This is a genomic window from Halalkalibacter flavus (genome assembly GCF_036663575.1).
Taxonomy (GTDB): domain Bacteria; phylum Bacillota; class Bacilli; order Bacillales; family Bacillaceae_D; genus Halalkalibacter; species Halalkalibacter flavus.
Genome location: NZ_JAWRVK010000015.1, coordinates 14,612 through 40,991 on the forward strand (window position 1 = coordinate 14,612; position 26,380 = coordinate 40,991).

The 26,380-nt window shown below is 37.2% G+C and carries 28 protein-coding genes and 2 pseudogenes; 25 read left to right on the forward strand and 5 right to left on the reverse strand.

Annotation, left to right across the window (positions count from 1 at the left end; translation table 11 throughout):
- Nucleotides 1-68 precede the first annotated feature (68 nt).
- The 10 genes and pseudogenes from nikB to SAY88_RS11450 all read left to right on the forward strand — a co-directional run bounded on the left by nikB (nt 69) and on the right by SAY88_RS11450 (nt 9,591).
- Complete coding sequence (gene nikB / locus SAY88_RS11405) at nt 69-1,016, forward strand: nickel ABC transporter permease (protein ID WP_332631928.1); 948 nt, start codon at nt 69-71, stop codon at nt 1,014-1,016.
- Nucleotides 1,016-1,864: a nickel transporter permease gene (nikC, locus tag SAY88_RS11410; protein WP_332631930.1), complete on the forward strand. Its 849-nt coding sequence runs from the start codon at nt 1,016-1,018 to the stop codon at nt 1,862-1,864. Before nikB ends, nikC begins: the two co-directional genes overlap by 1 nt.
- On the forward strand, nt 1,861-2,676 hold the full coding sequence (locus SAY88_RS11415; protein WP_332631932.1) for an ABC transporter ATP-binding protein: 816 nt from the start codon (nt 1,861-1,863) through the stop codon (nt 2,674-2,676). Before nikC ends, SAY88_RS11415 begins: the two co-directional genes overlap by 4 nt.
- Nucleotides 2,673-3,443 (forward strand): ABC transporter ATP-binding protein, encoded by a 771-nt coding sequence (locus SAY88_RS11420; RefSeq protein ID WP_332631934.1) that lies wholly within the window; start codon nt 2,673-2,675, stop codon nt 3,441-3,443. The genes SAY88_RS11415 and SAY88_RS11420 overlap by 4 nt, the downstream gene beginning before the upstream one ends.
- A gap of 36 nt (nt 3,444-3,479) precedes the next feature.
- A complete protein-coding gene (locus tag SAY88_RS11425) occupies nt 3,480-4,829 on the forward strand; it encodes an MATE family efflux transporter (protein WP_332631936.1) in 1,350 nt (449 codons plus the stop codon).
- 240 nt (nt 4,830-5,069) lie between these two features.
- A pseudogene (locus SAY88_RS25980) lies at nt 5,070-5,310 on the forward strand (DeoR family transcriptional regulator); the annotation flags it as partial.
- Between the two features lie 71 nt (nt 5,311-5,381).
- Nucleotides 5,382-6,101 carry a (Fe-S)-binding protein gene (locus SAY88_RS11435; protein ID WP_332631938.1) on the forward strand — a complete coding sequence of 240 codons (720 nt, stop codon included), beginning with the start codon at nt 5,382-5,384 and terminating at the stop codon, nt 6,099-6,101.
- Between the two features lie 16 nt (nt 6,102-6,117).
- Nucleotides 6,118-7,548, forward strand: coding sequence for a LutB/LldF family L-lactate oxidation iron-sulfur protein (locus SAY88_RS11440; protein ID WP_332631940.1), 1,431 nt, complete (start codon nt 6,118-6,120; stop codon nt 7,546-7,548).
- Complete coding sequence (locus tag SAY88_RS11445) at nt 7,545-8,264, forward strand: LutC/YkgG family protein (RefSeq protein ID WP_332631942.1); 720 nt, start codon at nt 7,545-7,547, stop codon at nt 8,262-8,264. Before SAY88_RS11440 ends, SAY88_RS11445 begins: the two co-directional genes overlap by 4 nt.
- A gap of 379 nt (nt 8,265-8,643) precedes the next feature.
- The gene (locus tag SAY88_RS11450; RefSeq protein ID WP_332631944.1) at nt 8,644-9,591 is read left to right on the forward strand and encodes a sugar ABC transporter substrate-binding protein; all 948 of its coding nucleotides are present in this window, start codon (nt 8,644-8,646) and stop codon (nt 9,589-9,591) included.
- 266 nt (nt 9,592-9,857) lie between these two features.
- Here SAY88_RS11450 and SAY88_RS11455 read toward each other — a convergent pair whose 3' ends face one another.
- From SAY88_RS11455 to ric, 3 genes are all read right to left on the reverse strand, one after another.
- Complete coding sequence (locus tag SAY88_RS11455; protein WP_332631945.1) at nt 9,858-11,522, reverse strand: GMC oxidoreductase; 1,665 nt, start codon at nt 11,520-11,522, stop codon at nt 9,858-9,860.
- A gap of 213 nt (nt 11,523-11,735) precedes the next feature.
- Entirely contained in the window at nt 11,736-12,707 is a 972-nt protein-coding gene (locus SAY88_RS11460; protein ID WP_332631947.1) for an NAD(P)H-dependent flavin oxidoreductase, read from the reverse strand.
- A gap of 344 nt (nt 12,708-13,051) precedes the next feature.
- Nucleotides 13,052-13,759: an iron-sulfur cluster repair di-iron protein gene (gene ric, locus SAY88_RS11465; RefSeq protein ID WP_332631949.1), complete on the reverse strand. Its 708-nt coding sequence runs from the start codon at nt 13,757-13,759 to the stop codon at nt 13,052-13,054.
- A 221-nt stretch (nt 13,760-13,980) separates the two neighbouring features.
- On the opposite strand from ric, the gene SAY88_RS11470 reads away from it, so the two are divergent.
- The 7 genes from SAY88_RS11470 to SAY88_RS11500 all read left to right on the forward strand — a co-directional run bounded on the left by SAY88_RS11470 (nt 13,981) and on the right by SAY88_RS11500 (nt 19,164).
- Complete coding sequence (locus SAY88_RS11470) at nt 13,981-14,670, forward strand: Crp/Fnr family transcriptional regulator (RefSeq protein WP_332631950.1); 690 nt, start codon at nt 13,981-13,983, stop codon at nt 14,668-14,670.
- 110 nt (nt 14,671-14,780) lie between these two features.
- The gene (locus tag SAY88_RS11475) at nt 14,781-15,092 is read left to right on the forward strand and encodes a metal-sulfur cluster assembly factor (RefSeq protein WP_332631951.1); all 312 of its coding nucleotides are present in this window, start codon (nt 14,781-14,783) and stop codon (nt 15,090-15,092) included.
- 80 nt (nt 15,093-15,172) lie between these two features.
- On the forward strand, nt 15,173-15,553 hold the full coding sequence (locus SAY88_RS11480) for a cupredoxin domain-containing protein (RefSeq protein ID WP_332631953.1): 381 nt from the start codon (nt 15,173-15,175) through the stop codon (nt 15,551-15,553).
- A 202-nt stretch (nt 15,554-15,755) separates the two neighbouring features.
- The gene (cyoE, locus tag SAY88_RS11485) at nt 15,756-16,664 is read left to right on the forward strand and encodes a heme o synthase (RefSeq protein ID WP_332631954.1); all 909 of its coding nucleotides are present in this window, start codon (nt 15,756-15,758) and stop codon (nt 16,662-16,664) included.
- Between the two features lie 184 nt (nt 16,665-16,848).
- Nucleotides 16,849-16,989: a hypothetical protein gene (locus SAY88_RS11490; RefSeq protein ID WP_332631956.1), complete on the forward strand. Its 141-nt coding sequence runs from the start codon at nt 16,849-16,851 to the stop codon at nt 16,987-16,989.
- Between the two features lie 12 nt (nt 16,990-17,001).
- Nucleotides 17,002-17,469 carry a cytochrome c oxidase subunit II gene (locus SAY88_RS11495; protein ID WP_332631958.1) on the forward strand — a complete coding sequence of 156 codons (468 nt, stop codon included), beginning with the start codon at nt 17,002-17,004 and terminating at the stop codon, nt 17,467-17,469.
- 15 nt (nt 17,470-17,484) lie between these two features.
- Nucleotides 17,485-19,164 carry a cbb3-type cytochrome c oxidase subunit I gene (locus SAY88_RS11500; RefSeq protein ID WP_332631959.1) on the forward strand — a complete coding sequence of 560 codons (1,680 nt, stop codon included), beginning with the start codon at nt 17,485-17,487 and terminating at the stop codon, nt 19,162-19,164.
- A gap of 192 nt (nt 19,165-19,356) precedes the next feature.
- Here the strand turns inward: SAY88_RS11500 and SAY88_RS11505 are convergent, their stop codons facing one another.
- Nucleotides 19,357-19,962: a spore coat protein gene (locus SAY88_RS11505; protein ID WP_332631960.1), complete on the reverse strand. Its 606-nt coding sequence runs from the start codon at nt 19,960-19,962 to the stop codon at nt 19,357-19,359.
- A 578-nt stretch (nt 19,963-20,540) separates the two neighbouring features.
- On the opposite strand from SAY88_RS11505, the gene SAY88_RS11510 reads away from it, so the two are divergent.
- From SAY88_RS11510 to SAY88_RS11545, 8 genes and pseudogenes are all read left to right on the forward strand, one after another.
- Nucleotides 20,541-20,900, forward strand: a complete 360-nt coding sequence (locus SAY88_RS11510) for a YidH family protein (protein ID WP_332631962.1) — start codon at nt 20,541-20,543, stop codon at nt 20,898-20,900.
- Nucleotides 20,901-21,114: 214 nt separating this feature from the next.
- Nucleotides 21,115-21,375, forward strand: coding sequence for a metal-sensitive transcriptional regulator (locus SAY88_RS11515; protein WP_332631964.1), 261 nt, complete (start codon nt 21,115-21,117; stop codon nt 21,373-21,375).
- Nucleotides 21,376-21,576: 201 nt separating this feature from the next.
- Nucleotides 21,577-22,056 carry a DsrE/DsrF/DrsH-like family protein gene (locus SAY88_RS11520; RefSeq protein ID WP_332631966.1) on the forward strand — a complete coding sequence of 160 codons (480 nt, stop codon included), beginning with the start codon at nt 21,577-21,579 and terminating at the stop codon, nt 22,054-22,056.
- A gap of 3 nt (nt 22,057-22,059) precedes the next feature.
- A pseudogene (locus SAY88_RS11525) lies at nt 22,060-22,281 on the forward strand (rhodanese-like domain-containing protein); the annotation flags it as partial.
- Between the two features lie 56 nt (nt 22,282-22,337).
- On the forward strand, nt 22,338-22,910 hold the full coding sequence (locus SAY88_RS11530) for a sulfurtransferase TusA family protein (protein ID WP_332631968.1): 573 nt from the start codon (nt 22,338-22,340) through the stop codon (nt 22,908-22,910).
- An 81-nt stretch (nt 22,911-22,991) separates the two neighbouring features.
- Nucleotides 22,992-24,119 (forward strand): MBL fold metallo-hydrolase, encoded by a 1,128-nt coding sequence (locus SAY88_RS11535; protein WP_332631970.1) that lies wholly within the window; start codon nt 22,992-22,994, stop codon nt 24,117-24,119.
- Nucleotides 24,120-24,156: 37 nt separating this feature from the next.
- On the forward strand, nt 24,157-24,384 hold the full coding sequence (locus SAY88_RS11540) for a sulfurtransferase TusA family protein (protein WP_332631972.1): 228 nt from the start codon (nt 24,157-24,159) through the stop codon (nt 24,382-24,384).
- Between the two features lie 92 nt (nt 24,385-24,476).
- Nucleotides 24,477-25,121, forward strand: coding sequence for a sulfite exporter TauE/SafE family protein (locus SAY88_RS11545; RefSeq protein WP_332631974.1), 645 nt, complete (start codon nt 24,477-24,479; stop codon nt 25,119-25,121).
- 295 nt (nt 25,122-25,416) lie between these two features.
- Here the strand turns inward: SAY88_RS11545 and SAY88_RS11550 are convergent, their stop codons facing one another.
- Nucleotides 25,417-26,331, reverse strand: a complete 915-nt coding sequence (locus SAY88_RS11550) for a cupin domain-containing protein (protein ID WP_332631975.1) — start codon at nt 26,329-26,331, stop codon at nt 25,417-25,419.
- Nucleotides 26,332-26,380 lie beyond the last annotated feature (49 nt).

The following is a 26,380-nucleotide window of genomic DNA, read 5'->3' on the forward strand; positions in this document are numbered from 1 at the left end:
AGTGAAAGTGCCTTTTAAGACACTTTCACTTTTCTTGTTAGTTTATAAGAATTTGGTAGGTGAAGAAAATGAGGGTTTTGTCGATTATTGGTTCAAGATTCGTCCAATTAATTATTATGATCTTAGTGCTATCATTTGTGACTTTTTTATTGATGAAAATCACACCGGGTGATCCAATTAGAGCGATTCTAAAAGTAGACGATATGATATCGACAACAATAGAAGAAGAGAAATTGATGAAAGAATTTGGTTATGATCAACCAATCTTAGTGCAATACGGTCAGTGGCTTTGGAATGTTGCTCAATTTGATTTAGGAGAATCGGTCATTGCGAAAAGACCGGTACTGGATATGATTATGAGTAGATTGCCAGCAACAGTTGCTTTAACGATAGGAGGCATGGTGGTACTTTTTATCATTTCCGTTCCATTAGGAGTGTTAGGAGCTGTTTATGAAGGTCGCTGGCCGGATTATGTAAGCAGATGGATCGCAATGATGGGAGCTTCTATTCCAAGTTTTTGGTTAGGATTGCTATTAATTTATGTTTTCTCTTTAAAATTTAACCTTTTACCTGTCATGGGAACAGGTACATTGGCTCATTTTGTTTTGCCATCTATTACACTAGGCATTGCTATGTCCCCAATGTATATTAGGTTATTACGAGAAAGACTTATTGCTACATTACAGAGCTCGTATATTGAAGCAGCAAAAGCAAGAGGGTTACGGAAAGAGCGAATTCTTCTTTTTCATGCCCTTAGAGGGAGTCTCATTCCTCTAGTTACAATGTTTGGATTAAGCATTGGTAGTCTTCTTGGAGGAATTACTGTTATTGAGATCCTCTTTTCCTGGCCGGGGATGGGGGAATTGATTGTAAATGCCGTCATGCAGCGTGATTATCCTGTGATTCAAGGTTATATTATTATAGTGGGATTTTTAGTTGTGATATCAAATCTTATTGTTGATGTCATGTACTTAATGATTAACCCACAAATAAAGCAAGGAAAGGAAGTAGGGTAATGGAAACAGCAATGATGAAAACCTCTCGACTGATCCGTAATCCTAATATGAGTATAGGGATCGTCCTAGCGCTCTTTCTTGCAGGTGTAACGTTTTTTGGGGGTGCGTTTGTTCCTCATGATCCATTTCAAATTGATATGAATAATAGGTTACAAGGAATGTCTTCTGAACACTTGCTTGGGACGGACCAACTAGGTCGGGACGTATTTTCAAGAATTATTTATGGTGCTAAGTTGACAATCGGGTTAGGGATGTTTGCCATTGTCATGGCCATTTGTATTGGTGTTCCCATTGGACTTCTTTCTGGTTACATCGGTGGAAAAATTGATGCCTTTTTTATGAGAATCATAGATGGTATTTTAGCTTTTCCTGACTTTATACTAGCAATTGCTATTGCTGGAATGTTAGGGCCTAGCTTGACGAATATTATTATTGCTATTGTTTTAGTACGGTGGATTGTTTATGCACGTGTAGTTCGTGGATTAGTCTTGGCTGAAAAAGAAAAAGAGTATGTTTTAGTTTCAAAAGTTTCTAATTCTAGCTCTTTCAAAACAATTCGTATGCATTTGCTTCCACAAGTCATGCCAGACATTATTGTCATGGCTGCGATCGATGTAGGAAAAGTGATTTTACTAATTTCGGCATTATCCTATATCGGTCTTGGAGCACAACCACCAATCCCAGAATGGGGAGCAATGCTTAATGATGGAAGAGGATATTTTCAAGTAGTCCCTTCTTTAATGATTTATCCAGGGCTTGCCATTATGTTAACTGTTTTATGTTGTAATTTACTAGGAGATGGGCTGAAAAGTTACTTTGATATCCGAAAAGGGAGGGATGGTTTGTGAATGAATCTCTACTATCAATTCAAGATTTGTATATTAAAATAAAAGCCGGTGAAAAAACTCTTTTAAGAAACGTCCATATTGAGGTGAATAAAGGGGAGATTGTCGGTCTCATCGGTGAAAGTGGCAGTGGGAAAAGTTTAACAGCTAGAGCCATTATGGGTCTTCTTCCACATGGAATGAATATAAATGGTCGGATTCTTTTTAAAAATAGCGACTTAGTAAAGATTTCTACAGAAGAGCACCGTCAACTTTTAGGAAATGAAATTGGTATGATCTTTCAAGATTATCGTGGGAGCTTTACTCCATTCATTAAAATAGGAAAGCAAATGGTTGAAACAATCTGTACACATCAAAAGGTTCGAAAAAAAGAGGCACAAAATATAGCTCTGCAAGTTCTTGATGAAATGGGTTTAGACTCAAAACGAGTCTACCTGAGTTATCCATTTCAATTAAGTGGCGGACAATTGCAACGTGCTTCGATTGCAACCGCCATTTCGCTAAAGCCTTCATTATTAATATGTGACGAAATGACAACGGCACTAGATGTGATGAATGGTGAAAAGGTATTACATTATATTGATAAAGTTCGCAAAGAAACCGGCTGTGCAGTTTTAATGATTACTCACGATCTAGCCCAAGCATATAAGCGAACGGATCGAATGTATGTCATGAATCAAGGCGAAATCGTTGAAGAAGGACTGCCGGAACAAATTCGTTGTCATCACCAACATCCTTATACCAAAAAGCTGTGTTCTTGTTTACTCGCTCTTCCTGGAGAAACGTTAGTAACAGAAAGAGTGATATCTGTATGAGTTTAGTTGTAGAAGGTCTTTTCAAACAATATTCCAAACAGGTTCAAGCATTGAATCATATTTCCTTTCGTGTTAATGAAGGGGAATGCATAGGAATTGTAGGGGAAAGTGGTAGTGGGAAAAGTACGTTAGGAAGAATTTTATTAGGATTGGAAACTTATAAAGAAGGCAGCATCACCTACCATGGTAAAACGATAGCCCCGAGGAAACGTTCCGATTTACGGCAGTTTCGGAAAAGTGTCCAAATGGTCTTTCAAGATTCGACAAGTACGTTGAATCCTAAATTGCCCATTTGGAAAAGTTTACTTGAGCCATTAGATAATTTTAAGGAAATCACTCCCTCTTTTTTAAAAGTAGAAGGTCTTACAAGGAAAGAAATAGCCCAAGAGCTTTTAGAGATAGTTGGATTAGATAAAGAAATGGTGGATCGTTATCCGGGAGAATTAAGTGGAGGACAAAAACAACGAGTTAGTATCGCAAGAGCCATAAGTATTGAACCATCTCTTCTTGTTTGCGATGAACCCACTGCAAGCTTAGATGTTACAGTACAAGTGCAAATTTTACGTTTGTTGAAAGAGCTGCAGAAAAAAACGAACATGACGATTCTTTTTATTTCTCATGATATTAGAGCGGTTTCGTTTTTATGTGATAAGGTGATGGTTCTTAAAGATGGTTCTATTGTCGATCAATTCGAGTTGTCAGAAATATATGATGAGGGACGTCATCCTTATACGAAGGCTTTGATTCAAGCAGCGTCGATTGAATAAGAGAAGGAACGATAGACATGATTGAAGGAGAAACATATGAAGTTAGCGACATCGTCATCACTAGAATTAAAGAAAACGAAGACTTTTACTCATAGGGAGTACTTAGTGCTCGCAGTCCCACTCATTATTTCTGGGATTTCGACTCCGATATTAGGTGCAGTTGATACAGCTGTAATTGGTCAAATACCTGACCCGGCTGCTCTAGGTGGAGTAGCAATTGGAGCTGTCATTTTTAATACGATGTATTGGTTGCTTGGTTTTCTCCGAGTGAGTACGAGTGGATTTACAGCACAAGCAGAAGGGGCAAACAATCAAAACGAGGTACTTTTATCTTTCCTACGACCAATGATGATAGCTATGATCTTTGGATTGCTTTTTATCAGTTTACAACAGCCTATTTTACAAATAGCTTTACATTTATTTGGGAGTAGCGAAGCGGTATCAAGTTTTGCTGCTACTTATTTTTCGATCCGAATATGGGGAGCTCCCTTTATTCTACTAAGCTATGTGATGATTGGTTGGCTGATTGGAACGGGGAAAGTTCGCTTAGCTTTAGCAACTCAGATTACGATGAATCTTTTAAATATCATTTTAGATATTGTTTTTGTTTTAGGATTAGGGATGGGCGTTACAGGAGTAGCTTATGCGACAGTCATCTCTGAAATCAGTGCTGTTCTGTTTGGAGCCTGGCTGATTGTGCAAGCAAATAAGGGAAAGTTTTCACACATAAATCTACAAATGATACTAGAGTCTAAACCTCTCATAAAGATGCTAAAAGTAAATAGAGATTTTTTCTTACGGACTGTTTGTTTATTAATTATGACTGGAGTCTTTACAGCAAAAGGTGCAAGTATGGGAGAAATTACACTAGCAGCCAATGCAATTTTATTACAAGTTCATTATATTATGGCTTATTTATTTGGCGGCTTTGCTAATGCATCAAGTATTCTTGTTGGAAGAGCTATAGGAGGAAAGAACTTCTTGCTTTATAAACGAGCATTTTCTTTATCTGGACAATGGGGATTTGGCTCGGCGTTTGTATTGTTTTTTGTTATCTTATTATTTGGTGAACCGATCATTGCATTATTTACAACGTTACTTGATGTAAGGCTCGTTGCTAACGATCTTTTAATTTGGTTGCTCATATTCCCGTTTGTTGGATTTTGGGGATTGCAATTAGAGGGGATTTTTTCAGGAGCTACTGAGGCAAAGTCGGTTAGAAACTCCATTACTCTCGCATTAATCTTATTTTTATTAGCAATTTGGTTATTCGTACCTATTTATCAACAGCATGGTATTTGGTTGGCTTTTGTTTTGTTTAGCTTGGCACGATCTTTCTTTTTATCGTTGTATGTACCTAAATTAACGCGTAGCCAATTTAGTTGACTTATTAGTGGCCTTTACTTGTTGTTTTATCAAGTAAGGCCTTATCGAACTAATACCTAAATCAAAAATTATTAGAATGCTAGAACATGGGTACCATTTCTAGCATTCTATTTTTATACTGCATTTTTTACTTATTTCTATAAATAATGATAAAATTGAATCGAAGAATTGTAACATCAAAGATGAAAACATCTTTTTTCAGGAGATGATAGAATGCTCGTAGCTTAGATGCGTGAATAGATTATAGATTTAGTCAATGAAAAAAAGAGCAGTATCCATGTCTCTGAATTAAGTCAAGTATTTAAAGTAACAGAAGAGACGATTCGTCGTGACCTTGAGAAGTTAGAAAGTGAAGGGAAACTTCAGCGTAGTCAAGGTGGTGTCGTCAGCAAAAAGAAAATGAAAATGAAGCTCCTATTTTGAAAGAGAAGTACGAAATGTGAAAGAAAAGTTGGCGGTAGCTGAGAAAGCGGTCAAATATGCGACTTATGACAAATGGTATTGTTACCTTTGTAAATAACCTTACTAAATCTCTGAAATGAGGGGAGAACAATGAAAGTATCTTTATTTGTAACGTGCTTAGCTGATGTGTTTTACCCAGGTGTCGGCAAAGATGTTATTGAAATTCTTGAGAAAAACGGCTGTGAAGTCGATTTTCCACAAGCACAAACATGCTGTGGTCAACCAGCATATAACAGCGGCTATCACAAAAAAACAAAGGACGTTGCCAAGCATATGATTCGAACATTTGACCATGCTGACTATGTTGTGACTCCTTCAGGCTCTTGCGGGGCTATGATTCATGAATACAGCCATTTGTTTGAAGATGATCCAGTATGGAAAGAAAAAGCGAATACATTAGCAAAAAAGACGTTTGAATTTACTCAATTTCTTGTAGATGTGTTAAAGAAAGATGATATTGGAGCTATTTTCAATAAGAAAGCAACGTACCATACATCCTGCCATATGACACGCCTTTTAGGGGTAAAGGATGCTCCTATGAAATTATTAGAAAATGTAGAAGGATTAGAGTTTGCCAGTCTTCCAAATAAAGAGACATGCTGTGGCTTCGGAGGAACGTTTTCAGTAAAGATGATGCCGATTTCAGAGCAGATGGTCAATGAGAAAATTGAGCATATCGAAGAGACGGAAGCAGAAGTTTTAATTGGAGCCGATTGTGGCTGTTTGATGAATATTGGTGGAAGAATTGAACGTCAGGGAAAGCCTATTAAGGTCATGCATATCGCTCAAGTGTTAAACAGCAAACAATAAAAGGTGGTGATTGCTAGTGTCTATGAAAATCAGTGAGGATAAGTTTTTTGATCGAGTCGACAAGGGAATTAACAATGATTTTATGCGAACTGCGATGGTTTCTGCACAGGAAAGACTAAAAGGTAGAAAACTAGATGCGCAGGAAGAGTTAGGAAATTGGGAAGAATGGCGCTCATTATCTGAAGAGATACGTCAACATACTTTAGAGAACTTAGACTATTATTTAGATCAACTTTCCGAAAATGTGATGAAAAGAGGAGGACATGTCTTTTTTGCGCAAACGGCGGAAGAAGCAAATGAATATATTACAAAGATTGCCAAGCAAAAGGAAGCCAAAAAGGTCATCAAATCTAAATCAATGGTAACCGAAGAGATCAGTATGAATGAAGCGTTAGAAGCAGCTGGTTGTGAAGTGATAGAATCTGATTTAGGGGAATACATCCTTCAAATTGATGACCATGATCCACCGTCTCATATTGTTGCTCCTGCCTTACACAAAAATAAGGATCAAATAAGGGAGACTTTTGAAGATAAAAAAGGCTACTCAAAATCTTCTAAGCCAGAGGAACTCGCTTGGTTTGCTAGAGAACAATTACGTGGCGAATTTTTATCTGCAGATATTGGAATTACTGGTTGTAACTTTGCCGTTGCAGAATCAGGTGCCATCTCGTTTGTGACAAATGAAGGGAATGCTAGACTTGCAACGACCTTACCGAAAACGCAAATTACGGTTATGGGTATGGAGAGAATCGTACCTACTTGGGAAGAATTAGATATTTTGGTCAGCATGCTTTGCCGAAGTGCCGTTGGACAAAAACTAACAAGTTATATTACTGGGTTAACTGGACCAAAAGAAGAAGGAGATGTTGATGGCCCAGAGGAGTTTCATCTTGTGATTGTTGATAACGGACGTTCAGATATTTTAGGAACAGAATTCCAATCAGTCTTGCAATGCATTCGTTGTGCAGCCTGTATTAATGTTTGTCCGATTTATCGTCATGTTGGTGGACACTCTTATGGTTCCATTTATCCAGGGCCAATTGGTGCTGTGCTTTCTCCATTACTTGGCGGCTATGATGATTACAAGGAATTGCCATATGCATCTAGTTTATGCGGTGCGTGTACGGAAGCATGTCCTGTCAAGATCCCTTTACATGATTTACTCATTAAACATCGCAGAAACATTGTGGAAGAGCAAGGAAGAGCAGGCTTTGGCGGAAAACTTGCCATGAAAGGTTTTTCTTTAGCTGCAAGTTCTCCAAAACTTTTCAACCTTGGTTCGAAAGCTGCCCCAACGCTGATGGGTCCCCTTGTAAGTAAAGGGAAAATCAAGAAAGGCCCAGGGCCAATTAAGCCGTGGACCGATATTCGGGATTTCCCAGAGCCAAGTAAACAGAGCTTCAGAGAATGGTACAAAAAACGTGAGAAAGGCGGCGACAAGTCATGACAACAGGGAGCATTCAAAATAAAGATCGTTTTCTAGACCAAATAGCAAAAAGTCTGGGGCGGGAACGAAAAAGCGCACCTGTCGCCAGGCCAAATTGGAAGCATCAGCCACAGCATGATGTATTTAAAGGATTAAGTCAGGATCAATTAGTTGAAAGATTAAAAGAACAATGCAAGAACATTCATACACAAGTAGAAATAGTGACGACCGAATCCCTTCAAAAGGTTTTAGAAAGAGTGGTAGATGACTGGAACGCTAAGTCGATTGTAAGCTGGGATGATCCAAGATTTAAGGAGTACGGAGTGGATCATTACTTTGAACAAGCTTCCTCTAAAAATATCGATGTGCATAAATGGGATCCTAGTATCGTAGATGAGAATGTGAAGATTGCTGAAAGAGCAGATATCGGAATTACATTTGCAGATATAACATTAGCTGAATCTGGCACTGTTGTCTTATTAAGTGATAAAGGGAAAGGCAGATCTGTTAGTTTACTGCCAACCTTTTATATTGCAATTATTCCAAAGAGTACAATTGTGCCACGGATGACACAAGCGACTAGTTATATTCACCAAATGCAACAAGAGCAAGGAACGGTTCCATCTTGTATAAACTTTATTTCTGGGCCTAGTAACAGTGCAGATATTGAAATGAACCTAGTTGTAGGGGTACATGGGCCGGTTAAAGCTTATTATTTAATTGTTGATGATAAATAATGTTTAATAATAGTTGACTCTAAGCTTTTTTAACGTTATAGCCCTCCCGCTCATTGCTTCGGGGTTGTCGCAAAAGGTCTAAACAAATTTTTTGCGACAACCCCACATATAAGAAATACTTACATATGTCTTTGTGGCTACAGCATTTTCGTTCAATGAGAAAATTCGTCGTAGATTTCTTGAGTATAATGCGGGATTGTATTGACAATTTATTAGTAAGGAAAGTAGAATAAAAACACAGAATTTTTGCTCTATACATACGCGAAAGGAAATTATTTTTTGGGTCTTGTGTGGAACCGATACCATTTAAAATAAATAAATGTAAGCTCCAAAACTAATGAAGCATAACATTGTACATATATGCAAAAGGGAGGCTTTAATGTTAAAGAATAGATCTCTTCTATTATATCTTCTAGTCGTAGCTGTCACCTTAGTTTTTTTTCTGTCAAAGGCATTAGGTAATGAAAAACCTACAATCGTAGTTGTAATAAAAGATTTAGATACACAATATTGGCAACTTTTAAAAGCTGGAGCCGAGAAAGGATTTCAAGATTTTGGTGTAAACGGCAAAGTGATTGCACCGAGTGTTGATTCTGAAGAAGTTTTACAGGAGTATATGTTACTTGACACTCTTGAACAAAATCCAGATGCATTAATTGTTGCACCTATGAACTCCAACGTTATCCCTATTTTGAAGGAATTTCATAAAGAAAGTATCCCTGTATTGCTCGTTGATTCAGATGAATCTTGGGAAAATAAAATCTCGTACATAGGTACGAATAATTTCGAATTAGGAAGAGTAGGCGGAATGTTATTAGCTTCTCAACTTCAGCCTGGAGATAGAGTGGCTATAATTGCAGGAGATATGAACCACTCTATTTCAAATGATAGGGTAAATGGAGCTAAAAAAAGCCTTGAGGATATAGGAATCGGTATAGCTGTAGAAAAAATAGATTTACCAAACGAAACAAACGTGATAAAAGAAGTGATGGAAACAATTTTATATAATCATCCTGATGTTAAAGGTGTATTTGCTGTAACTGATATCATGGCATTAGGTGCTTTTGAGAGTTTGAAAGAACATGGTCTTCATATGCCGGTCATTGGCGCAGATGGTATAAATGATATGATTGAATTGGTAGAAGAAGAGGAATTACCTGGAACAGTAGCACAAAATCCTTATGATATGGGATATTTAAGCGTTGAAGCGGCAATGAAAGTCATCACGGGAGAAAAAGTTGAAAGCAATATTGATAGTGGTGTAGATATTATTATTAAGGGTAACGCGCAGCAAAGGTTAGATTTTCAGAAAAAGTTGCTAGATTAGCCCAATAAGTAAGCATGTTGTTTTGGTTAAGTAAACAAATATAATAGCATTGAATTAAATCATGTAATAGGGATATGAAATGGCAAATTCTTACTAATGTGATAAATTGGAGAGAGAACATTCGACAGATGGCATTGTTCTCTCTATCTTATTGAATAAGTTATAGAAAAGAGGGCCGGAAATTAGATTCGAGTAGAATTAAAGCAATGAATCGACTCCGCGTATAACTTCAAAATCGGTTTAAAGATCCAAATCTGATTAAGTATTTAAATATGTTTGCTTGCAATATAATCAGCTGTTCTTATAGATAAAGCAACAGTTGTTAATGTAGGATTGGCTGCCCCCATTGAAGGAAAGATACTATTATCAGCTACATATAGTCCCTCTATGCTATGAACTTGACCATACGGATTCGTAACTGAAGTGTATGGATCATTCCCCATTCGACAGGTTCCTACCTCGTGATAGTCACTTCCCGGAGGCATAAGACAAATGGGTTGTTGCCCGTTTCTCGCAACTAAGGCAGCCTTCATCGCAGAAGAAGCTTCATGTAAAGTCTCCGCCATTTGTTCAATGATTTCTCTATCTTTTTGGCTATAAGAAAAATTAACGTTTAGTTTAGGTACTCCATATTGATCTCGTTCATGTGGGTCTAGTGTGACATAATTTTCAAAGCGTGATTCAACTCTGCCGAACGCACTGATACCGATTAATAATTCATCGAGCAAGGGTTTTTCTTCATACTGTGGATACCAAAGGTACCATTGATCGGCTCCGCCAGGTCCACCCATTTGAATTTGATAGAGACGATTAGTTGTTTGTGGAATAAATATACTAAGTGTACCGAGTACTTCTGGAAATTCTTGTCGGTTCACTTTGGCCGTTGCCAAGAGAAAGGAGTGATTCGTTAAATAATGACCAATTGCTCTTCCCTTTATTCCTGAGTGAAGCAATAGTCGGGGGGTTTCAAATGTACTCCCAGATAAGACAATTGTTTTTGCTTTTAGAACATATGACTTTTTATTAGGGGACATTACCTTTACACCGACCGCCCTGTTTTGTTCGACGAGCAATTCTACCGCACGGGCATTAATAGCTAAATCAAAAGGCATGCGATTTAAAGCATAAGCAAGAGTTGAGATAGAACTCCAAAATACATCAGAATGTATTTCTCCATATTTCGTGACCTGAAGATCAACCGGTGTAGGAACATCTGCTGCTTCCGGGAATCCGTTTTCATGTAGGCGTTTTAACAAGGTTTCTTGAAGCGAAGATCCCTCCATATACGCAGTCGTTACCCTCATAACTTTTTCAGCAATGTCATAGTAATAATTCATTTCTTTCAGGGGGATCGGCCATTTTAAAATCTCAGAACGGTCCATTCTAGGAGCAGACATTCCCCAAAATAACGTTCTCCCCCCTAAAGCAAAAAGCTGTCTGGCACCGGGGAAATCAGGTAGGTATTTACCGGTCCATTTGGAAGCAGTATGAAAATATTGAGTGAAGCGTGGATCATTCATCGTTGGGATATTCCTTGCATGAGTCGGGAGTAAGAGGTTTCCCGCTTCAATCATCCCAACCTTTTTTCCACTATTTCTCCAATGTTCAGCTAATCTCCTTAGTACAGCTCCACCTCCTGCACCAGACCCTACGATAAGCACGTCATAATCAGTATCAGTCATTTGTTCTAAAGATGTAAGTGGAATCCAAGAGGAGAGGGGGTCTGAAGGAGGAGACAATGTACACTCATCAATAGGTGATGTAACTTTTGCTAAACTTGGTGGAGAAGGGATATATACTTTATAGCCAGCAATGTTCATCAGTGGATTTGAAATGTGTGGATTATACATTAGTAATTTATTAAGCTCAATTTTATATGTTTCAGATATTTTTATAAGGGTATCACCATTTTTAGCCACATAAATTCTCATGCGGACACATCCTTTGTATTTCTAATAAGTAACTACAATCTTAATATTCATATGTATGACTTCAATTAAAAATGATTAATTTAGTAATCTTAATTGCAGTATTAGTCGTATTCTTCACACTGAAATTTTGAAGTTTGTTGGTGGTGTCTCAAAAAAGGTCTGTTTTTGACTTTTGAGACACCACCGTATTCTTTCAATTATTATCCATAGTTGTCATATACAAGCTTTATATTCTCTTATGATATTATCGATGATTGTTTTAACGGGTAGAATATCTTTAATTTCATGTACTCTTGAACCTGCGAAAACTAAGCCATTTTCGCAATCTCCATTCTTAGAAGTGATCAAAGAATCTAGCGTACAAAAACGATAAGAACAATTCTTCAAGCAATCAATGCACTTTTTAATTTTTAACTTTTTATCATCTGAAATAAGTTCAGTGAAATGGTTTTTTATTGCACGCCCCTGGAGACCAACAGTTGTTTTTACCAAAAGAGTGTCTTCATGATTGGCTTGTACATATTTTTCTTTAAATGATAACGGTGCGTCGCACTCTTCACTAGCCACAAACCTCGTTCCCATTTGTACTCCAGAAGCTCCCAGACTTAAAGCGCGTGCGAGATCTTCTCCATTCAGAATTCCTCCAGCCGCAATGACTGGAATTTTAACCGCTTTTATCACTTCCGGCAATATATCAAACAACGGTCTATCAGTACCAAGGTGCCCACCAGCTTCATGCCCCTCTACAACAACTGCGGAAGCACCAAGTCGTTCTGATAGCTTAGCAAGTTTCGCTGAAGATACAATTGAGATGACGGGGATGCCAGCTTCTTTGCCCCATGTATACATATCTCTTGAAATTCCAGCACCTGATATAATGAAATCCACTCTTTCTTCAATGGCTGCTTTCATCTTTTCAGCGAAGTCATTCATGGAGAAGAGAACGTTTACCCCAATATATCCTGAATTGTTTATGTTTTCCTTAGTCTTCCTAATATGTGATCTCATCTCATCGACAGTAATACCCGTCCCTGATATGATCCCGATTCCACCGGCGTTCGCAACTGCAGATGCGAGCCGACTTAAAGAAATCCCTACACCCATACCACCTTGAATGATTGGAACCTCTGGCACCATATGGCCTATTTTTAATTGTGGAAAGTTCAAAGATACACCCCATTTCAACTATTTATTAAGTTTGACCTTAATATCTATTAATAGTAACAATAGACTCTCCAAACAACTGTGACTTAATTAACATTTATTCGAATATATCGTGCTCTAGAGCGTATGCGATAACTGGAGATTATGGAAAGTTAACCGAATTGCATATATATTCCAAAAAAACACTGATAAAACAAAAACAAGAAAAAACAAAGACATGAGCAATAACGTTCATGTCTTTGTTTCTATGTTGAAAAAAATGGTTCTCTCATAAGCAGAAACAAAGAGGGCAATGCTTAGGGAGTTTGTAAAAACAGATTTTTTAATAAACCCCTTTATCTGATTACATGAATTCTGTATGAGAACTAGACCTGTGCTACTGCTCGAGGGAACAACACATTATTTTCTAAATGAATGTGTTGGAACATATCAGCTTCAATGTCCTCAAGACGTTGATAGACTAAACGATACGTACCGCAAGCTCCTTCTGGAGGAGTAAAGTCGTTTGTAACCTCACGGAGTTCTTTTAAAATATTCCCAGCGTGGCTATGTTCATTTTCTAGTTCTTCAACGACCTTTTGTAATTTCTCAACGTTTTCTTTCGTTCTGTTTTGTTCAACTTCTAAAATAAGAGGAAAATCTTCCGTTTCTTCTTTTAGTAAATGTTGCTCTAATTCAACACGTAATTCGTGGAATAAACGATGGATTTGAGCTAAATGAGGTTGTCCAGCCCCATGTACACGTAATACTTTTGTAACGTAAGGACTTAATTGACTAAACTCTTCATTAACAAAGCGGTGATGCTTATTAATAATATAATCGATAAGTTCACTATATGATGCGCGTTCCCACTCGATTCTCGATTCATTTGATGCAATTGTTTCTTGATAGAGTGTATTTAAGTTTGTTAAAACTTCCTCTGCTGAAAGATTTCTTTCATTTATAGCCTCTATAATTGGACGGTTTCCGCCACAACAAAAGTCAATGCGATAAGATTTGAAAAGGTCACTTGCCTTAGGAAATTTCGTTACGATTTCACCTACAACTGATGTTTCAGTAAATGTTCGGTCCATTTTAATTCCTCCATTTGGTTAATTTGAAACTCTAAGTAAATGATAACAACGAAATATCCCCTTTGTAGTGATTTAGATCACTAGTAAAAGAAAAGTGTCTTACAAAAGTTCAGTCCAAGAATTAAACCCACTATTAGACATACTTGTGATCTAGCGCACAGTTCACTTTTTGATGATTTACTACAATTAAATATAAGAATATATAAGTAAGGGGTTTTGATATGAAAACAGCGGTGATTAAAAACCATCTACAGGAAGTATCTCTTTTTAAGGAGCTTTCAGAAGAAGAGATTCAGCCGATCGTCGACATTTCACAAATACGGATTTATCCGGCAAGGTCATTTGTTTTTATGCAAGGCGAACCACTTGATCGAGTGTTTTTTATTCATTCGGGTAAGGTGAAAATAAATAAAACTGATCTGGCAGGCAAAGAACAAATTGTGTCCATTCTAGAGGCTGGAGATATGTTTCCACACGCTGGTTTTTTCCGAAAAGGAAACTTCCCTGCACATGCTGAGATCCTTGAGACCTCAGAGTTAATTGTTATCCCGGTGGGGCAGTTTGAACAGATCCTTCTTACATATCCTGAACTATGTATGAAGATGTTCAAAGTGTTAGGAGAGAAAATTGTAGATCTCCAGAATCGATTAGAGGAAAAAATCCTTCGTGACACATATGAACAAATTGTGATGTTACTTCTACGATTATGTAAATCAAATGGCGAAAAGGTCGGTGACCGGTATAAACTAACAACTCATTTTACTAATAGAGAGTTAGCCAATATGATTGGAACTTCGAGAGAGACGATAAATCGTACCATTAATCGTTTACGGAAGAAAGATATGATTGAGACGGATGAAGAGGGATATTTCCTTATCAAATTAGAAAATTTGGAAGATGAAATTATCTAATATCAAAACTTTTACTATTAGACATGTGATTCAACTCACAAACCCCCAAAAATTTATTGGTTATAGTGAAACAGAGTTCTTAAACAGTAAATAAAAAAGGGGTGAATGAAATGAAGGAACAATTATTGGAACAAATTTATGAAAAACTGGAAGAAGTAAATGATCCTGAACTTGGAATTGACATTGTGAATTTAGGACTTATTTATGAAGTAATTGTGGATGAGGGCAAAGATGTTTTAATTAAAATGACCATGACTTCAATGGGATGCCCGATGGCAGGAGAAATTATCGCTGATTTGAAAACAAAAGTTTCTCAAGTTAAAGAAATCAATGAAATCCATGTCGATGTCGTTTGGAGTCCTCCTTGGTCAAAAGACCGGATGTCCCGCTACGCAAGAATTGCACTTGGTGTTCCGAATTAGGCTAATCGTTAGCATGTAATGTACTTTTACAAGGCCAATCCTTAAATCTGCATTTGGAATGAATGTGAGGAGAATGCAATATGAAAAAAATAATAATTACTGGAGTTTCTATCTTTTTAATTGGTTTTCTAGCGGCTTGTGGTGGCAGTGGTGATGAAGCAGCAACAGCTGAAAGCGAAGAGGGTTCGGCAATAGAAAGTGAAAATGGTAGCACGGTCATATTGGAGGCATCCAATTGGGATTTTGATCAAGAAGAATATACTGTTTCTGCTGGGGAAGTAACAATCCAATTAAAGAATATAGAAGGATATCATGGTGTGGAAATAGAAGGAACAGACCTAAAGATTGATGGAGATGGAGAACAAACAGTAACTCTAGCACCAGGAGAATATTTAATATATTGCTCTATCCCTTGTGGGGCTGATCACGATAAAATGACAGCTAAACTCATTGTGCAGTAAATATATGTGAAATTTGATTTTTAGACTTCTACGTAAGAGCTATCTTTCGTAGAAGTCTTTTTATTGTGATAGAAAATTTTATGGTTAGTAATACGTGACTTGGATCACTATGCTTCCTCCCTATAATTGATACTGTTAATGTTAGAAGCTATGTCTTTCTAGCTTATTCGTTTTTTATTTCTAATTAACTGGAGTGATTTGGATGAGAATTAATAAGTTTTCCTATATGCGATGGGGAGAGCTCCTATATTGGATTTCTGAATTAACATTGCTTGTGAAACGTGGGGTAATAGTTTCTAATGTGTTACCAGTATTTATTGGATTTTGGTTGGCGCTACATTTCTCTAATTCTACTTTTTTCAATCATTGGGGCACCTTTTTCCTAACGATGATAGGAAGTACATTTGTAATTGCAGGTGCTCTTATTCTTAATAATTGGTATGAAGTTGATCTAGATCGGTTAATGGAGAGAACCAAAAGTCGTCCAACGGTAACCGGTACGATTCCACTTCATGTCGCATTAATGATGGGGATCATCTTGACAATCCTTGGATTAATTCTTTTACTTTTTACTACCATGGAAGCAACCATTTTTGCATTTGTTGGATGGTTCACCTATGTAGTTTTGTACACTATGTGGTCTAAACGTAGATATACTCTAAATACGCTTATTGGAAGTGTTTCTGGAGCTGTAACCCCTTTAATTGGTTGGACTGCTGTACAACCAGCTATAACGATCGTTCCAATTGTCATATGTCTTATTCTATTTATTTGGCAAATGCCACATACTTTTGCGATAGCGATTCGGAAATATGAAGATTACAAAGCTGCTCAAGTTGCGATGCTTCCCGTTGTACACGGACTTAAAGTGACAAAGCGGCAAATGCTAGTCTATGTTAGCTGCTTATTGCCATTGCCTTTTTATTTGATGTCACTAGGAACTTTTTTCGTTGTTCTGACCTCTTTCCTAAATGTTTCTTGGTTTGCTTTATCGTTATACGGACTTTTTGCAAAAAACGATTCTAGCTGGGCTCGAATCATGTTTTTGTTTTCCGTCAACTATATCTTGATTGTACTTCTTTTGATGATCATCGTTACATTACCTAAATAGTAAACTAATTGATAGCTCCGGAAGTTTCTAATTTTAATGTGACTTTCGGAGCTGTTTTTTTATTTTGCTCAAGTCATCTTATTAGGTGTTCACGATTTAGTCACTTTATCAGTGATTCAGCTCACCACCTCATGAAACGTTGTTCAATAAGATAGGAGTAAGAAGATAAGGAGGTTGATGATCTATGGAAGAAAGACAGAATAAGCAGGAAGTTATGGAAGAGCATGAACCAAGAATAGGTACTTGGTTTTCTTTAGGAGTGGTAGCGGCAAGTATTCTCGCAACGTATCTATTAATGTTTTCGGTTTATTTAGCCAGAATATAGGGGGGAGTAGTGATGAAATTTCATCTCGATGAAAAAATATGGCTTATTGTAAGTTTTGGAATGATCATAGGATTTATGTTATTTACGGGTTATCAAACATTTGTTTTAGGTATGGGGCCACCGAGCCATATGGAAACGATTGATCCACAAAAGGTGGATGAAACAGCACCGTTTGATAATCCGGGTGTGAAACAGATCGATGAGAATGAATATGAAGTTGTGATGACATTGGGAATTTTTAGGTTCAACCCTAATAATATTGAAATCCCTGCTGGTTCAACAGTTCATTTCACGATGACATCCAAAGATGTAGTGCACGGATTCCAGGTTGCTGGTACGAATTTAAATGCAATGGTAACGCCAGGACATATACAAAAAATATCACAGACATTTCATGAACCCGGTGAGTATTTAGTTATATGCAATGAGTACTGTGGTATTGGTCATCAACATATGGCTACAACAATTACGGTGAAATAAAGGGGGGAAGACAAAATGGAAGCAATTATAAAAAAGTCATTTAACGAAAAAGCGAATAAAGTGCTCGGAATAAGTCCAGAAGATGCCATCATATCAAAATCCTATTTGCTTGTAGCTTTTGCAGCACTACTTCTTGGTGGGTTGTTAGGGTTGTTGCAAGGATTAAACCGAGCAGGTCTTCTAGTATTGCCATCATGGTTTACTTATTATCAAGTATTAACAGCACATGGTTTTTTATTAGTTGTTGTATTAACGGCGTTTTTTGCAATTGGTTATTTCTATGCAGCACTTTCTCATACATTAGGCGGTCTTCTTCCTAAAGTGAGAAAGCTGGCATGGATCGGGTTTGCATTAAAAATAATTGGCTTCGTACTTGCGGTTGTACCGATTCTAATGAATAAGGCTTCTGTTTTATATACATTTTATCCACCTATGGCAGCACATCCTGTTTTTTATATAGGTTTAGTATTTATTGTATTAGGTGTATGGATGTGTGCGTTTGGAGCATTTGTCCAAGTGGCAAATTGGAGGAAGTTGAATAAAGGGCAGCACGTTCCAATCCTTGCTTATTTTGCCACTGGGGTATTTGTCCTTTTATTCTTCGGAAGCATACCCGTTACGATAGAAGTGTTAATGATTATCCCTTGGGCAATTGGTTGGGTTGAAACGATCAATGTGATGCTCGCTCGTACACTATTTTGGGCTTTTGGACATACATTGGTGAATATTTGGTATTTAACAGCTGTGTCTGCATGGTATGTGGTTGTACCTAAGGTCATCGGCGGAAGGCGTTTTAGTGATACACTAACTCGTGTTGTTATAATGCTACTCGTCATTATGAATATTCCGGGAGGTTTCCATCATCAAATTATTGATCCTGGAATAACAGAACATGTTAAGTTTTTGCACGTGTTTATGAGTCTAGCGATTGGTTTTCCTTCGTTAATGACTGCATATGCTATGTTTTCTGTTTTTGAGAAAACGGCAAAGAAGAAAGGTGGAAAAGGTATTGTTAGTTGGTTCAGAAAATTGCCATGGGGTGATGTTCGTTTCCTAGCTCCGATGATTGCCATGATCGCCTTTATTCCAGGTGGTGCAGGAGGAATTGTTCAAAGTACAAACCAGTTAAATCAAGTTGTTCACAATACGATGTGGGTTGTCGGGCATTTCCATTTAACTGTAGGAACTTCTGTTGTTCTCACGTTCTATGGTATTAGTTATTGGCTAGTTCCTTATTTATCAAAACGAGTGTTAACACCTAGAATGAATAAATTAGGAGTGATCCAAACATTGATTTGGACAGTAGGTATGGCATTAATGGCCGTTGCGATGCATTGGGTCGGTTTACTCGGATCTCCTCGTAGAACTTCCTATACAACCTACTTTGACAATGCAACGGCATTGGGATGGGATCCATATTTGATGTTCTTAGCTGTAGGGGGAACACTACTAATGATCGGTGTCATTCTCCAAGTCTATGCAGTCGTGCATCTTATGTTTTTTGCGCCTAAAGGAGAATCAGAGTTTCCAATTGCTGACGTAGAAGAGCATGCGGCGAAGACACCATATTGGACAGAGCGTTGGGGCCGTGTAATCGTCATTATGCTAATAGTTATCGCTATAGGCTACGTGATTCCATTGATAGAAATTATCGGCAATGCACCACCAGGATCACCACCATACAAAACATGGTGATGTATGCCGGCAATAAAATGAATGTACGGTTGGGCTTAGGTGTAAGACCGTAGCATAACTCAAAATGTCTAAAGCTACCTCATATATCAAATTCATTCAAAGATGTACATGTCCCAATCATATTCTTATTAGTACAATAGGGAACGGGCTGAACCGCCCGTCCCACTATACTAACTTTATTTTAAATCGTTATTATTGCATTTGCCCCTGTATTCCTGTCTGTTGCCCTGGCATATTGATCATTCCCATATTGTTCATTGTTTCCATTGGCTGAAACATACCCATCATTTGAGTCGTTTGTGTCGTGTTAAAAGTTGGTGGTTGGTAATAGCCATTTTGATTCATCCATGACCAAATCTCATAGGCCATTTCTTGACACAAATTTGCACCATTTACATGATACATACGTAATTGTGGATCAACGCACTCGTTAGCCCATTGCATACCCATTACTGAACCTGATTTATGAGTATTAAGAGCTAGTGTAGCGATCGTTTGATCAGAAAGTGTTTGTGTATTCGCCATTGGTGCAGACATGGTTACTTGGTGATGCGCATTCGGGTTTGTGTTTTGTGTGTGGAAGTTAGGTGTGGAGTGTGTAAGTTGAGCTCCTTTTCCTTGTATTAGGTTTATACCTTGCTGATAGGATGTGATCATTTGTTGTTGGTGCTTTGATAAAATTCCTTTAAGACGTTGATCACTACAGTGGTTAGCGAACAATCCATGTTCTTCGATTTCTGCTGCTTTTGTTCTCAGGGCTTCCGATGTTTCTAAAAGTTCATGAGCGGCTAAATTCATTATGATTCCTCCAAAAAGGTTATTGGGTTTTACCCAAAGGTAGTTTACGCATAAGGGGATATTACATACGATGAAAAATTAAGAGCGTTTATCTCTCGCTTTTTTATATAACTAAAAAACCTATTTAAAGGCCCTCTATCTATTTCTAATCAGTTTGGGTAATAATGTCATGTGTTCAATAAATACGATGAGAAAAGGTTCAATACCAACGTAGTTATTTTTCTTGTTTACATTATAGTTAGTATAATTGACAAACAATGATCATAATCATAGTATAGGTATAGGGGTATTTGTATTTCGTTAAAGGGGTTTACTAGAAATAAGAAAATCGAATTCTTCTGGAATGGATTCCAAATTATAAGAAGTCTAATTTTAAGTGGGGCCTTTCAGCCCCTCTAAAGTTTCCAAGAGGAAAGGAACTTTATTTTGTTAGATACCTGTAAGTAATTTGGTATCTCTATTTTTATTATAGGAAAGACTGAATTATACAGTTGAATCGATAAAAGTATTTAGATATAAAAAGAGTCTCTTGTAAGAATACGGTATTAAGAGCCTCTCCTTAATGGAGGATCTAATTGATGAAACAGAACGATGAATCGAAGTATATTCAGCAGCACTTAGCAAATGAAAGAACATATTTGGCATGGATCCGAACTGCTATTGCTATTATTGGTGTGGGATTTTTAGCAGCAACTTTACATTTTAATACTCCTATGAACAATTTTTTAAATCATACTCTAGCTATGTTTCTTAGTTTGTTTTCATTACTGCTAGGGTTTTTGACGATTGCTCTTGCAACATATATTTATTTTCGTAATCGTAAATCTATTAATACTCAGACATTTCATTCGTCATTCAAGTTTATTTTTTACATGTCTTCTGTGGTGGTTTCTATTTTAGTTCTGTTTGCTTTTTACTATTTAAATATCGTAAAATAGCACTTGACTATATACCCTTATGGGTATATAGTGTAACTATCAACAGCAAGGGGGGCTTAAAGTGAGCCACCAATACGTCAAAGTATCTTGACTATCAAGACTTGATTAATGTAAAAGGGGGCATGCTTGCATAGTTGGTGAATCTTAAAATAACTTCTAGGGTGTATAATGATTGATTACTATCATTCTATTAATGTAAAAAGGAGGGAAACCTATGGAGTATAATGACAAAATAAAACATAGTGTTAAACGTGTAGAAGGTCAAGTAAAAGCGATTTTACGAATGATGGAAGAGGAGAAGGACTGCAAGGAATTAGTCGTTCAATTGTCTGCAGCTAGAAATGCGTTAGATCGTACGATTGGGTTAATTGTGAGTACAAACCTCGAGCATTGTGTTAGAGAACAGATTGAGAAAGGTGAAGATACCGAATCACTTATCCAAGATGCCGTTAATTTATTAGTGAAAAGTAGATAAGATCTCCACAGTGTTAAGTTAAGCCCGAGAATGATTTCACTGACAGGAAATCTGTTGGGCATGAATTATTATTAGATCAAGAAGATGAAGGAGCTAAAGTTCTGGATTAATTAGGGTAAGATTTCGATTTTTTTTTGATTTGTCATATACCTATACAGGTATATGTAATGTAAGTTTAATATCATTAGAGGAGTGAACAACATGAAAGACAAAAAGAAAACAACGATCATTTTATTTAGTGGTGACTATGATAAAGCAATGGCAGCTTTTATTATCGCAAACGGTGCTGCAGCCTATGATCATGAAGTAACGATATTTTCAACATTTTGGGGACTAAACGCTTTTAGAAAAGATCAACACGTACCAGTTAAAAAGGGATTCTTAGAAAAAATGTTTGCAAAAATTATGCCACGAGGCGCTGACAACATGGGACTTTCCAATATGAACTTCGCTGGAATGGGACCAAAAATGATTAAGCACGTAATGAAAAAACACAATGCGATGCCACTACCTGATTTAGTAGAAATGGCTCAAGAACAAGGCGTGAAGCTAGTTGCTTGTACAATGACAATGGATTTATTAGGACTACAAAAAGAAGAACTGATTGAGAATATAGAATACGCTGGTGTTGCAGCTTATCTAGCTGATGCTGAAGAAGGTAATGTGAACTTATTTATTTAACCCGAAACGGATGAGGTAGCAACAGGGCATATACCTGGGAGTGTAAACATCCCGCTTGGATTACTAGAGTTTCGTCTTAATGAATTAGATAAAACGAAAGAATACATTATCGTTTGTCGCTCTGGTGCTCGAAGTGGAAGAGCCACTGAGTTTCTGTCAAGTCACGGATTTCATGCTACCAATATGGTTGGAGGCATGATGAACTGGGAAGGTAACGTTCTGTAAATTTTTTTGATTGCAAATATACCTATATGGGTATGTGTTCTGAGGAGGACTATTATATGGAAACTATCAAATTTGATCAACTAGTAGATGCAAAAGGATTAGCTTGTCCAATGCCAATCGTTCGTACAAGAAAAGCGATGAATGACCTCGAGCCAGGGAAAGTATTAGAAGTTCAAGCAACAGATAAAGGGTCAACTGCTGATATTAAAGCGTGGGCACAGAGCACTGGACATCAATATCTAGGAACCGTTGAAGAGGGTGATGTGTTAAAACATTACCTTCGTAAGGCGACTGTGGAAGAGAAAGAAGAGAAAAAGCATCCGCATGTAATGAATAATGAAGAACTTCAAGCGAAGTTGACTAATAATGAAGACATTGTAGTCCTTGATGTTCGTGAATCGTCTGAATTTGCTTTTAACCATATTCCTGGTGCAAAATCGATTCCACTTGGTGAGCTTGAGAATCGTTTAAATGAACTAAGTAAGGAAGCAGAAGTTTATGTCGTTTGTCGTACTGGAAGCCGTAGTGATTTAGCTGCACAACAATTAACGGAAGCAGGATTTAAAACAGTTATTAATGTCGTACCTGGCATGAGTGAATGGGATCATCCAACAGATAGTCTAAATTAGAATTCGCTAAGGGTGCGGATGTAACGTTAAACTGTTAATTAAATTTTTTTAAACATCAATATACTATAGGGGGTATGCAAGATGTCAGTAAAAGCAATGAATTCAAAAGAAGTAGCAAGAAAAGTAATTGAAAAGAAAGAGCTGTTTATTCTAGATGTTCGTAATGAAGGGGATTTCGCTGATTGGAAAATTGAAGGAGAAAACTTTGATTACTTCAATATCCCTTACTTTGAACTATTGGATGGCGTAGAAGGAATTATGAATAAAATTCCAGCAGATAAAGAAGTGATAGTTGTTTGTGCGAAAGAAGGTTCTTCCGTGATGGTAGCTGAGATGCTTTCTGATGAAGGGTTAGACGTAGCTTATCTAGAGAGAGGTATGAAAGCTTGGAGTGAATATCTTGAACCAGTAAAAGTAGGAGATTTGAAAGACGGTGGTGAGTTGTATCAATTTGTCCGTCTAGGTAAAGGGTGTCTATCCTATATGGTTGTTTCAAATGGGGTAGCAGCGATTATCGATGCAACACGTATGGCTGATGTGTTTGTGAATTTTGCAAAAGAAATCGGAGCGAACATTACACACGTATTTGATACACACTTGCATGCTGACCACATCTCAGGTGGAAGAAACATTGCAGAAGCTACTGGGGCAACGTACTGGTTACCTCCAAAGGATGCAGGTGAAGTCGTGTTTGAATATGCAGCGCTTGAAGGCGGAAATGACATACAAATCGGAAATTCAACGATCAACATTCATGCACTATACTCACCAGGTCACACAATTGGTTCGACTTCATTTGTTATTGATGAAAAATATCTATTATCCGGAGATATTTTATTCATAGACTCAATCGGAAGACCTGATCTAGCAGGCCTTGCAGAAGATTGGGTCGGAGATTTACGCGAGTCACTTTATAAACGTTATAGAGAACTATCAGAAGAATTAATTGTATTACCAGCACACTTTATGATCATTGAAGAATTGAATGAAGATGGGAGTGTTGCAGAAAAATTAGGCACACTATTTGCACAAAATCATGGGTTAAACATTGAAGATGAAAATGAATTTAGAGAACTAGTGACAGAGAACTTACCACCACAACCAAACTCTTACCAAGAAATTCGTGAAACAAATATGGGGAAAATCAGCCCAGACGAAGAAAAACAACGTGAAATGGAAATTGGGCCAAACCGTTGTGCGGTTAGATAACGAGTAAAAATAAAACAAAATTAATGGAGGTTTCATTATGAATTCAGATAAAGTATTAGACGCAAAAGGATTAGCATGTCCAATGCCAATAGTAAGCACAAAGAAAGCTATGACAGAACTTGAGTCAGGTCAAATCTTAGAAATTCACTCAACCGATAAAGGGGCAAAAAATGATCTAGCAGCATGGGCAAAGTCTGGTGGTCATGAGTTACTATCAGATACTGAAGAAGATGGTGTGTTGAAATTTTGGATAAAAAAAGGCTAATAGAAATGGGAACCGATTTCGTAGAGGACAATGAGAAGGCTGGTTTTACCTTTTCATTGTCCTCTCTTTTCCTTTAAGAGGAGGTAGTTTATATGGATTTTGCTTTTATTATTACAATCTTTTTAATTGGTTTCATAGGGTCTTATATTTCAGGAATGTTAGGAATAGGCGGATCCATTATTAAATATCCCATGCTGCTTTATATTCCGCCATTGTTTGGTTTAGCTGTATTTAGTGCTCATGAGGTTTCAGGTATTAGTGCAGTTCAGGTGTTTTTTGCAACAATAGGAGGGGTTTGGGCCTATCGCAAAGGTGGATACTTAAATAAGACGATAATTATTTATATGGGATTAGCTATCCTAATTGGTAGCTTCGTTGGTGGTTATGGGTCAAAACTCATGTCAGAGGTTGGAATTAATCTTATTTACGGGATTTTAGCGTTAATTGCAGCTGTGATGATGTTTATCCCTAAAAAGGGAATTGATGATGTTCCCATGGATCAAGTAACATTTAATAAATGGTTAGCAGTCAGTCTTGCCTTAATCGTGGGAGTTGGGTCTGGAATTGTTGGTGCAGCTGGGGCATTCTTGTTAGTTCCAATCATGCTTGTTGCGAGTTTAATAGCTTCTCCACTAGGTGCAATGGCAGGAAAGAAGATGAAGACGAAAATTTTACAAGGCATATTAGCTGTTTTGATAACTGCAACGGCTGTGAAAATCTGGACTGACATTTTATAAAAAAAAAGCGACATCGTGTATCTAAGTAAAGGTACGGAGAACAGCTGATTTCTCTGTGCCTTTTTATAACAGATTTGTATTGTGTTTAGGTTGTAGAATTTGTATGTTTTCACTTGTGAGAGTGCTATTTTGCCCCTCACAAGTGAACAAGCTTAATTAAAATTCAGTCGTTTTTTTTAAAATCCCTAAAATAAATTTAACGTTTTTTATCATTATGTTTAATTCTATTTTCTAATTGTTCCTACAAAAGATTAGAAATATACCTATACTTACTTTTGCTTATAGATTTACATGGCTAGTTGTGATGATCCTCTTCAGCAGCCATTGCAATGGCTTTCGTTTCATGAACCGTTCCATATGGATGCTGTGGTGGGGCATAGATGGAATAGAGTTTAATAGGCTTATTACCTGTATTGGTTAAATTGTGCCATGTTCCAGCAGGGATGATGATTGCAAAGTCATCACGGACTTCTGCTTGGAAATTAAGTTGATCTTTGCTTTCACCCATTTGCACTAGCCCTTGACCATCTTCAATACGGAGAAATTGATCTAGATGTGGATGAATCTCTAAGCCGATATCTTCTCCTACACCGATACTCATTAACGTTACTTGCAAATGTTCACCTGTCCATAAGGCGGTTCGGAACGTGTCGTTTTGCTTTGTAACTTCTTCAATATCAACGACGAATGGCTCGGTTCCATAATCGGTTAAACGATACAAATCTTCTTCAATCAAAGAGTGTATTCTAGAAGCATTCTCTTGTTCTCCTTGTAATACCCACCAAAAAACATTTTGTACATTTGGGTCATGGGTCAGTGAACAACTTCTTTGATATTCATGATAGCTTTCTACTTCTATTTCGTTAGCCTTTTGCAAACCTTCTCTAAAACTTTGAAAAGGAACTTTGGTAATCTGATACTCAGGCTGTCTACCGGTAAGAGTCATAAAAATTTGAGAAAAGTGGTTCAAATGGGCTTTTCTTGATTCTAACGTGTGCAAAATATCTTTTTTATGTCTTTGATCAGGTGCTACGTTAGCTAATCTTCTATAGAATTCAATAGCTGTAGCCTCTCGATTTATTGCAGATAGAATATTTTCCACTTGTTGTTTGTTTTCATATTGATTTCTGATCATATAACCTGAATGATTATCAGCCCTACTGTTATTCGGATAATAAGGATATGGGGTGGTTTTAGGCACATTATACATTATATTCATTCCTTTCAAAGGGTTATCAAATTTATCATATGCCTATGTG

Excerpts from the sequence above, each read along its gene's own strand:
- SAY88_RS11435 (WP_332631938.1), top strand. The coding sequence starts at position 5,382 with ATGAAAGTATCTTTATTTGTAACGTGCTTAGCTGATGTGTTTTACCCA.
- ric (WP_332631949.1), bottom strand. The coding sequence starts at position 13,759 with ATGGACCGAACATTTACTGAAACATCAGTTGTAGGTGAAATCGTAACG.
- SAY88_RS11470 (WP_332631950.1), top strand. The coding sequence starts at position 13,981 with ATGAAAACAGCGGTGATTAAAAACCATCTACAGGAAGTATCTCTTTTT.
- SAY88_RS11500 (WP_332631959.1), top strand. The coding sequence starts at position 17,485 with ATGGAAGCAATTATAAAAAAGTCATTTAACGAAAAAGCGAATAAAGTG.
- nikB (WP_332631928.1), top strand. The coding sequence starts at position 69 with ATGAGGGTTTTGTCGATTATTGGTTCAAGATTCGTCCAATTAATTATT.
- SAY88_RS11505 (WP_332631960.1), bottom strand. The coding sequence starts at position 19,962 with ATGAATTTAGCCGCTCATGAACTTTTAGAAACATCGGAAGCCCTGAGA.
- SAY88_RS11480 (WP_332631953.1), top strand. The coding sequence starts at position 15,173 with ATGAAAAAAATAATAATTACTGGAGTTTCTATCTTTTTAATTGGTTTT.
- SAY88_RS11425 (WP_332631936.1), top strand. The coding sequence starts at position 3,480 with ATGAAGTTAGCGACATCGTCATCACTAGAATTAAAGAAAACGAAGACT.
- SAY88_RS11510 (WP_332631962.1), top strand. The coding sequence starts at position 20,541 with ATGAAACAGAACGATGAATCGAAGTATATTCAGCAGCACTTAGCAAAT.
- SAY88_RS11455 (WP_332631945.1), bottom strand. The coding sequence starts at position 11,522 with ATGAGAATTTATGTGGCTAAAAATGGTGATACCCTTATAAAAATATCT.
- SAY88_RS11530 (WP_332631968.1), top strand. The coding sequence starts at position 22,338 with ATGGAAACTATCAAATTTGATCAACTAGTAGATGCAAAAGGATTAGCT.
- SAY88_RS11515 (WP_332631964.1), top strand. The coding sequence starts at position 21,115 with ATGGAGTATAATGACAAAATAAAACATAGTGTTAAACGTGTAGAAGGT.
- cyoE (WP_332631954.1), top strand. The coding sequence starts at position 15,756 with ATGAGAATTAATAAGTTTTCCTATATGCGATGGGGAGAGCTCCTATAT.
- SAY88_RS11445 (WP_332631942.1), top strand. The coding sequence starts at position 7,545 with ATGACAACAGGGAGCATTCAAAATAAAGATCGTTTTCTAGACCAAATA.
- SAY88_RS11535 (WP_332631970.1), top strand. The coding sequence starts at position 22,992 with ATGTCAGTAAAAGCAATGAATTCAAAAGAAGTAGCAAGAAAAGTAATT.
- SAY88_RS11550 (WP_332631975.1), bottom strand. The coding sequence starts at position 26,331 with ATGTATAATGTGCCTAAAACCACCCCATATCCTTATTATCCGAATAAC.
- SAY88_RS11520 (WP_332631966.1), top strand. The coding sequence starts at position 21,577 with ATGAAAGACAAAAAGAAAACAACGATCATTTTATTTAGTGGTGACTAT.
- SAY88_RS11450 (WP_332631944.1), top strand. The coding sequence starts at position 8,644 with ATGTTAAAGAATAGATCTCTTCTATTATATCTTCTAGTCGTAGCTGTC.
- SAY88_RS11490 (WP_332631956.1), top strand. The coding sequence starts at position 16,849 with ATGGAAGAAAGACAGAATAAGCAGGAAGTTATGGAAGAGCATGAACCA.
- SAY88_RS11495 (WP_332631958.1), top strand. The coding sequence starts at position 17,002 with ATGAAATTTCATCTCGATGAAAAAATATGGCTTATTGTAAGTTTTGGA.
- SAY88_RS11420 (WP_332631934.1), top strand. The coding sequence starts at position 2,673 with ATGAGTTTAGTTGTAGAAGGTCTTTTCAAACAATATTCCAAACAGGTT.
- SAY88_RS11475 (WP_332631951.1), top strand. The coding sequence starts at position 14,781 with ATGAAGGAACAATTATTGGAACAAATTTATGAAAAACTGGAAGAAGTA.
- SAY88_RS11540 (WP_332631972.1), top strand. The coding sequence starts at position 24,157 with ATGAATTCAGATAAAGTATTAGACGCAAAAGGATTAGCATGTCCAATG.
- nikC (WP_332631930.1), top strand. The coding sequence starts at position 1,016 with ATGGAAACAGCAATGATGAAAACCTCTCGACTGATCCGTAATCCTAAT.
- SAY88_RS11545 (WP_332631974.1), top strand. The coding sequence starts at position 24,477 with ATGGATTTTGCTTTTATTATTACAATCTTTTTAATTGGTTTCATAGGG.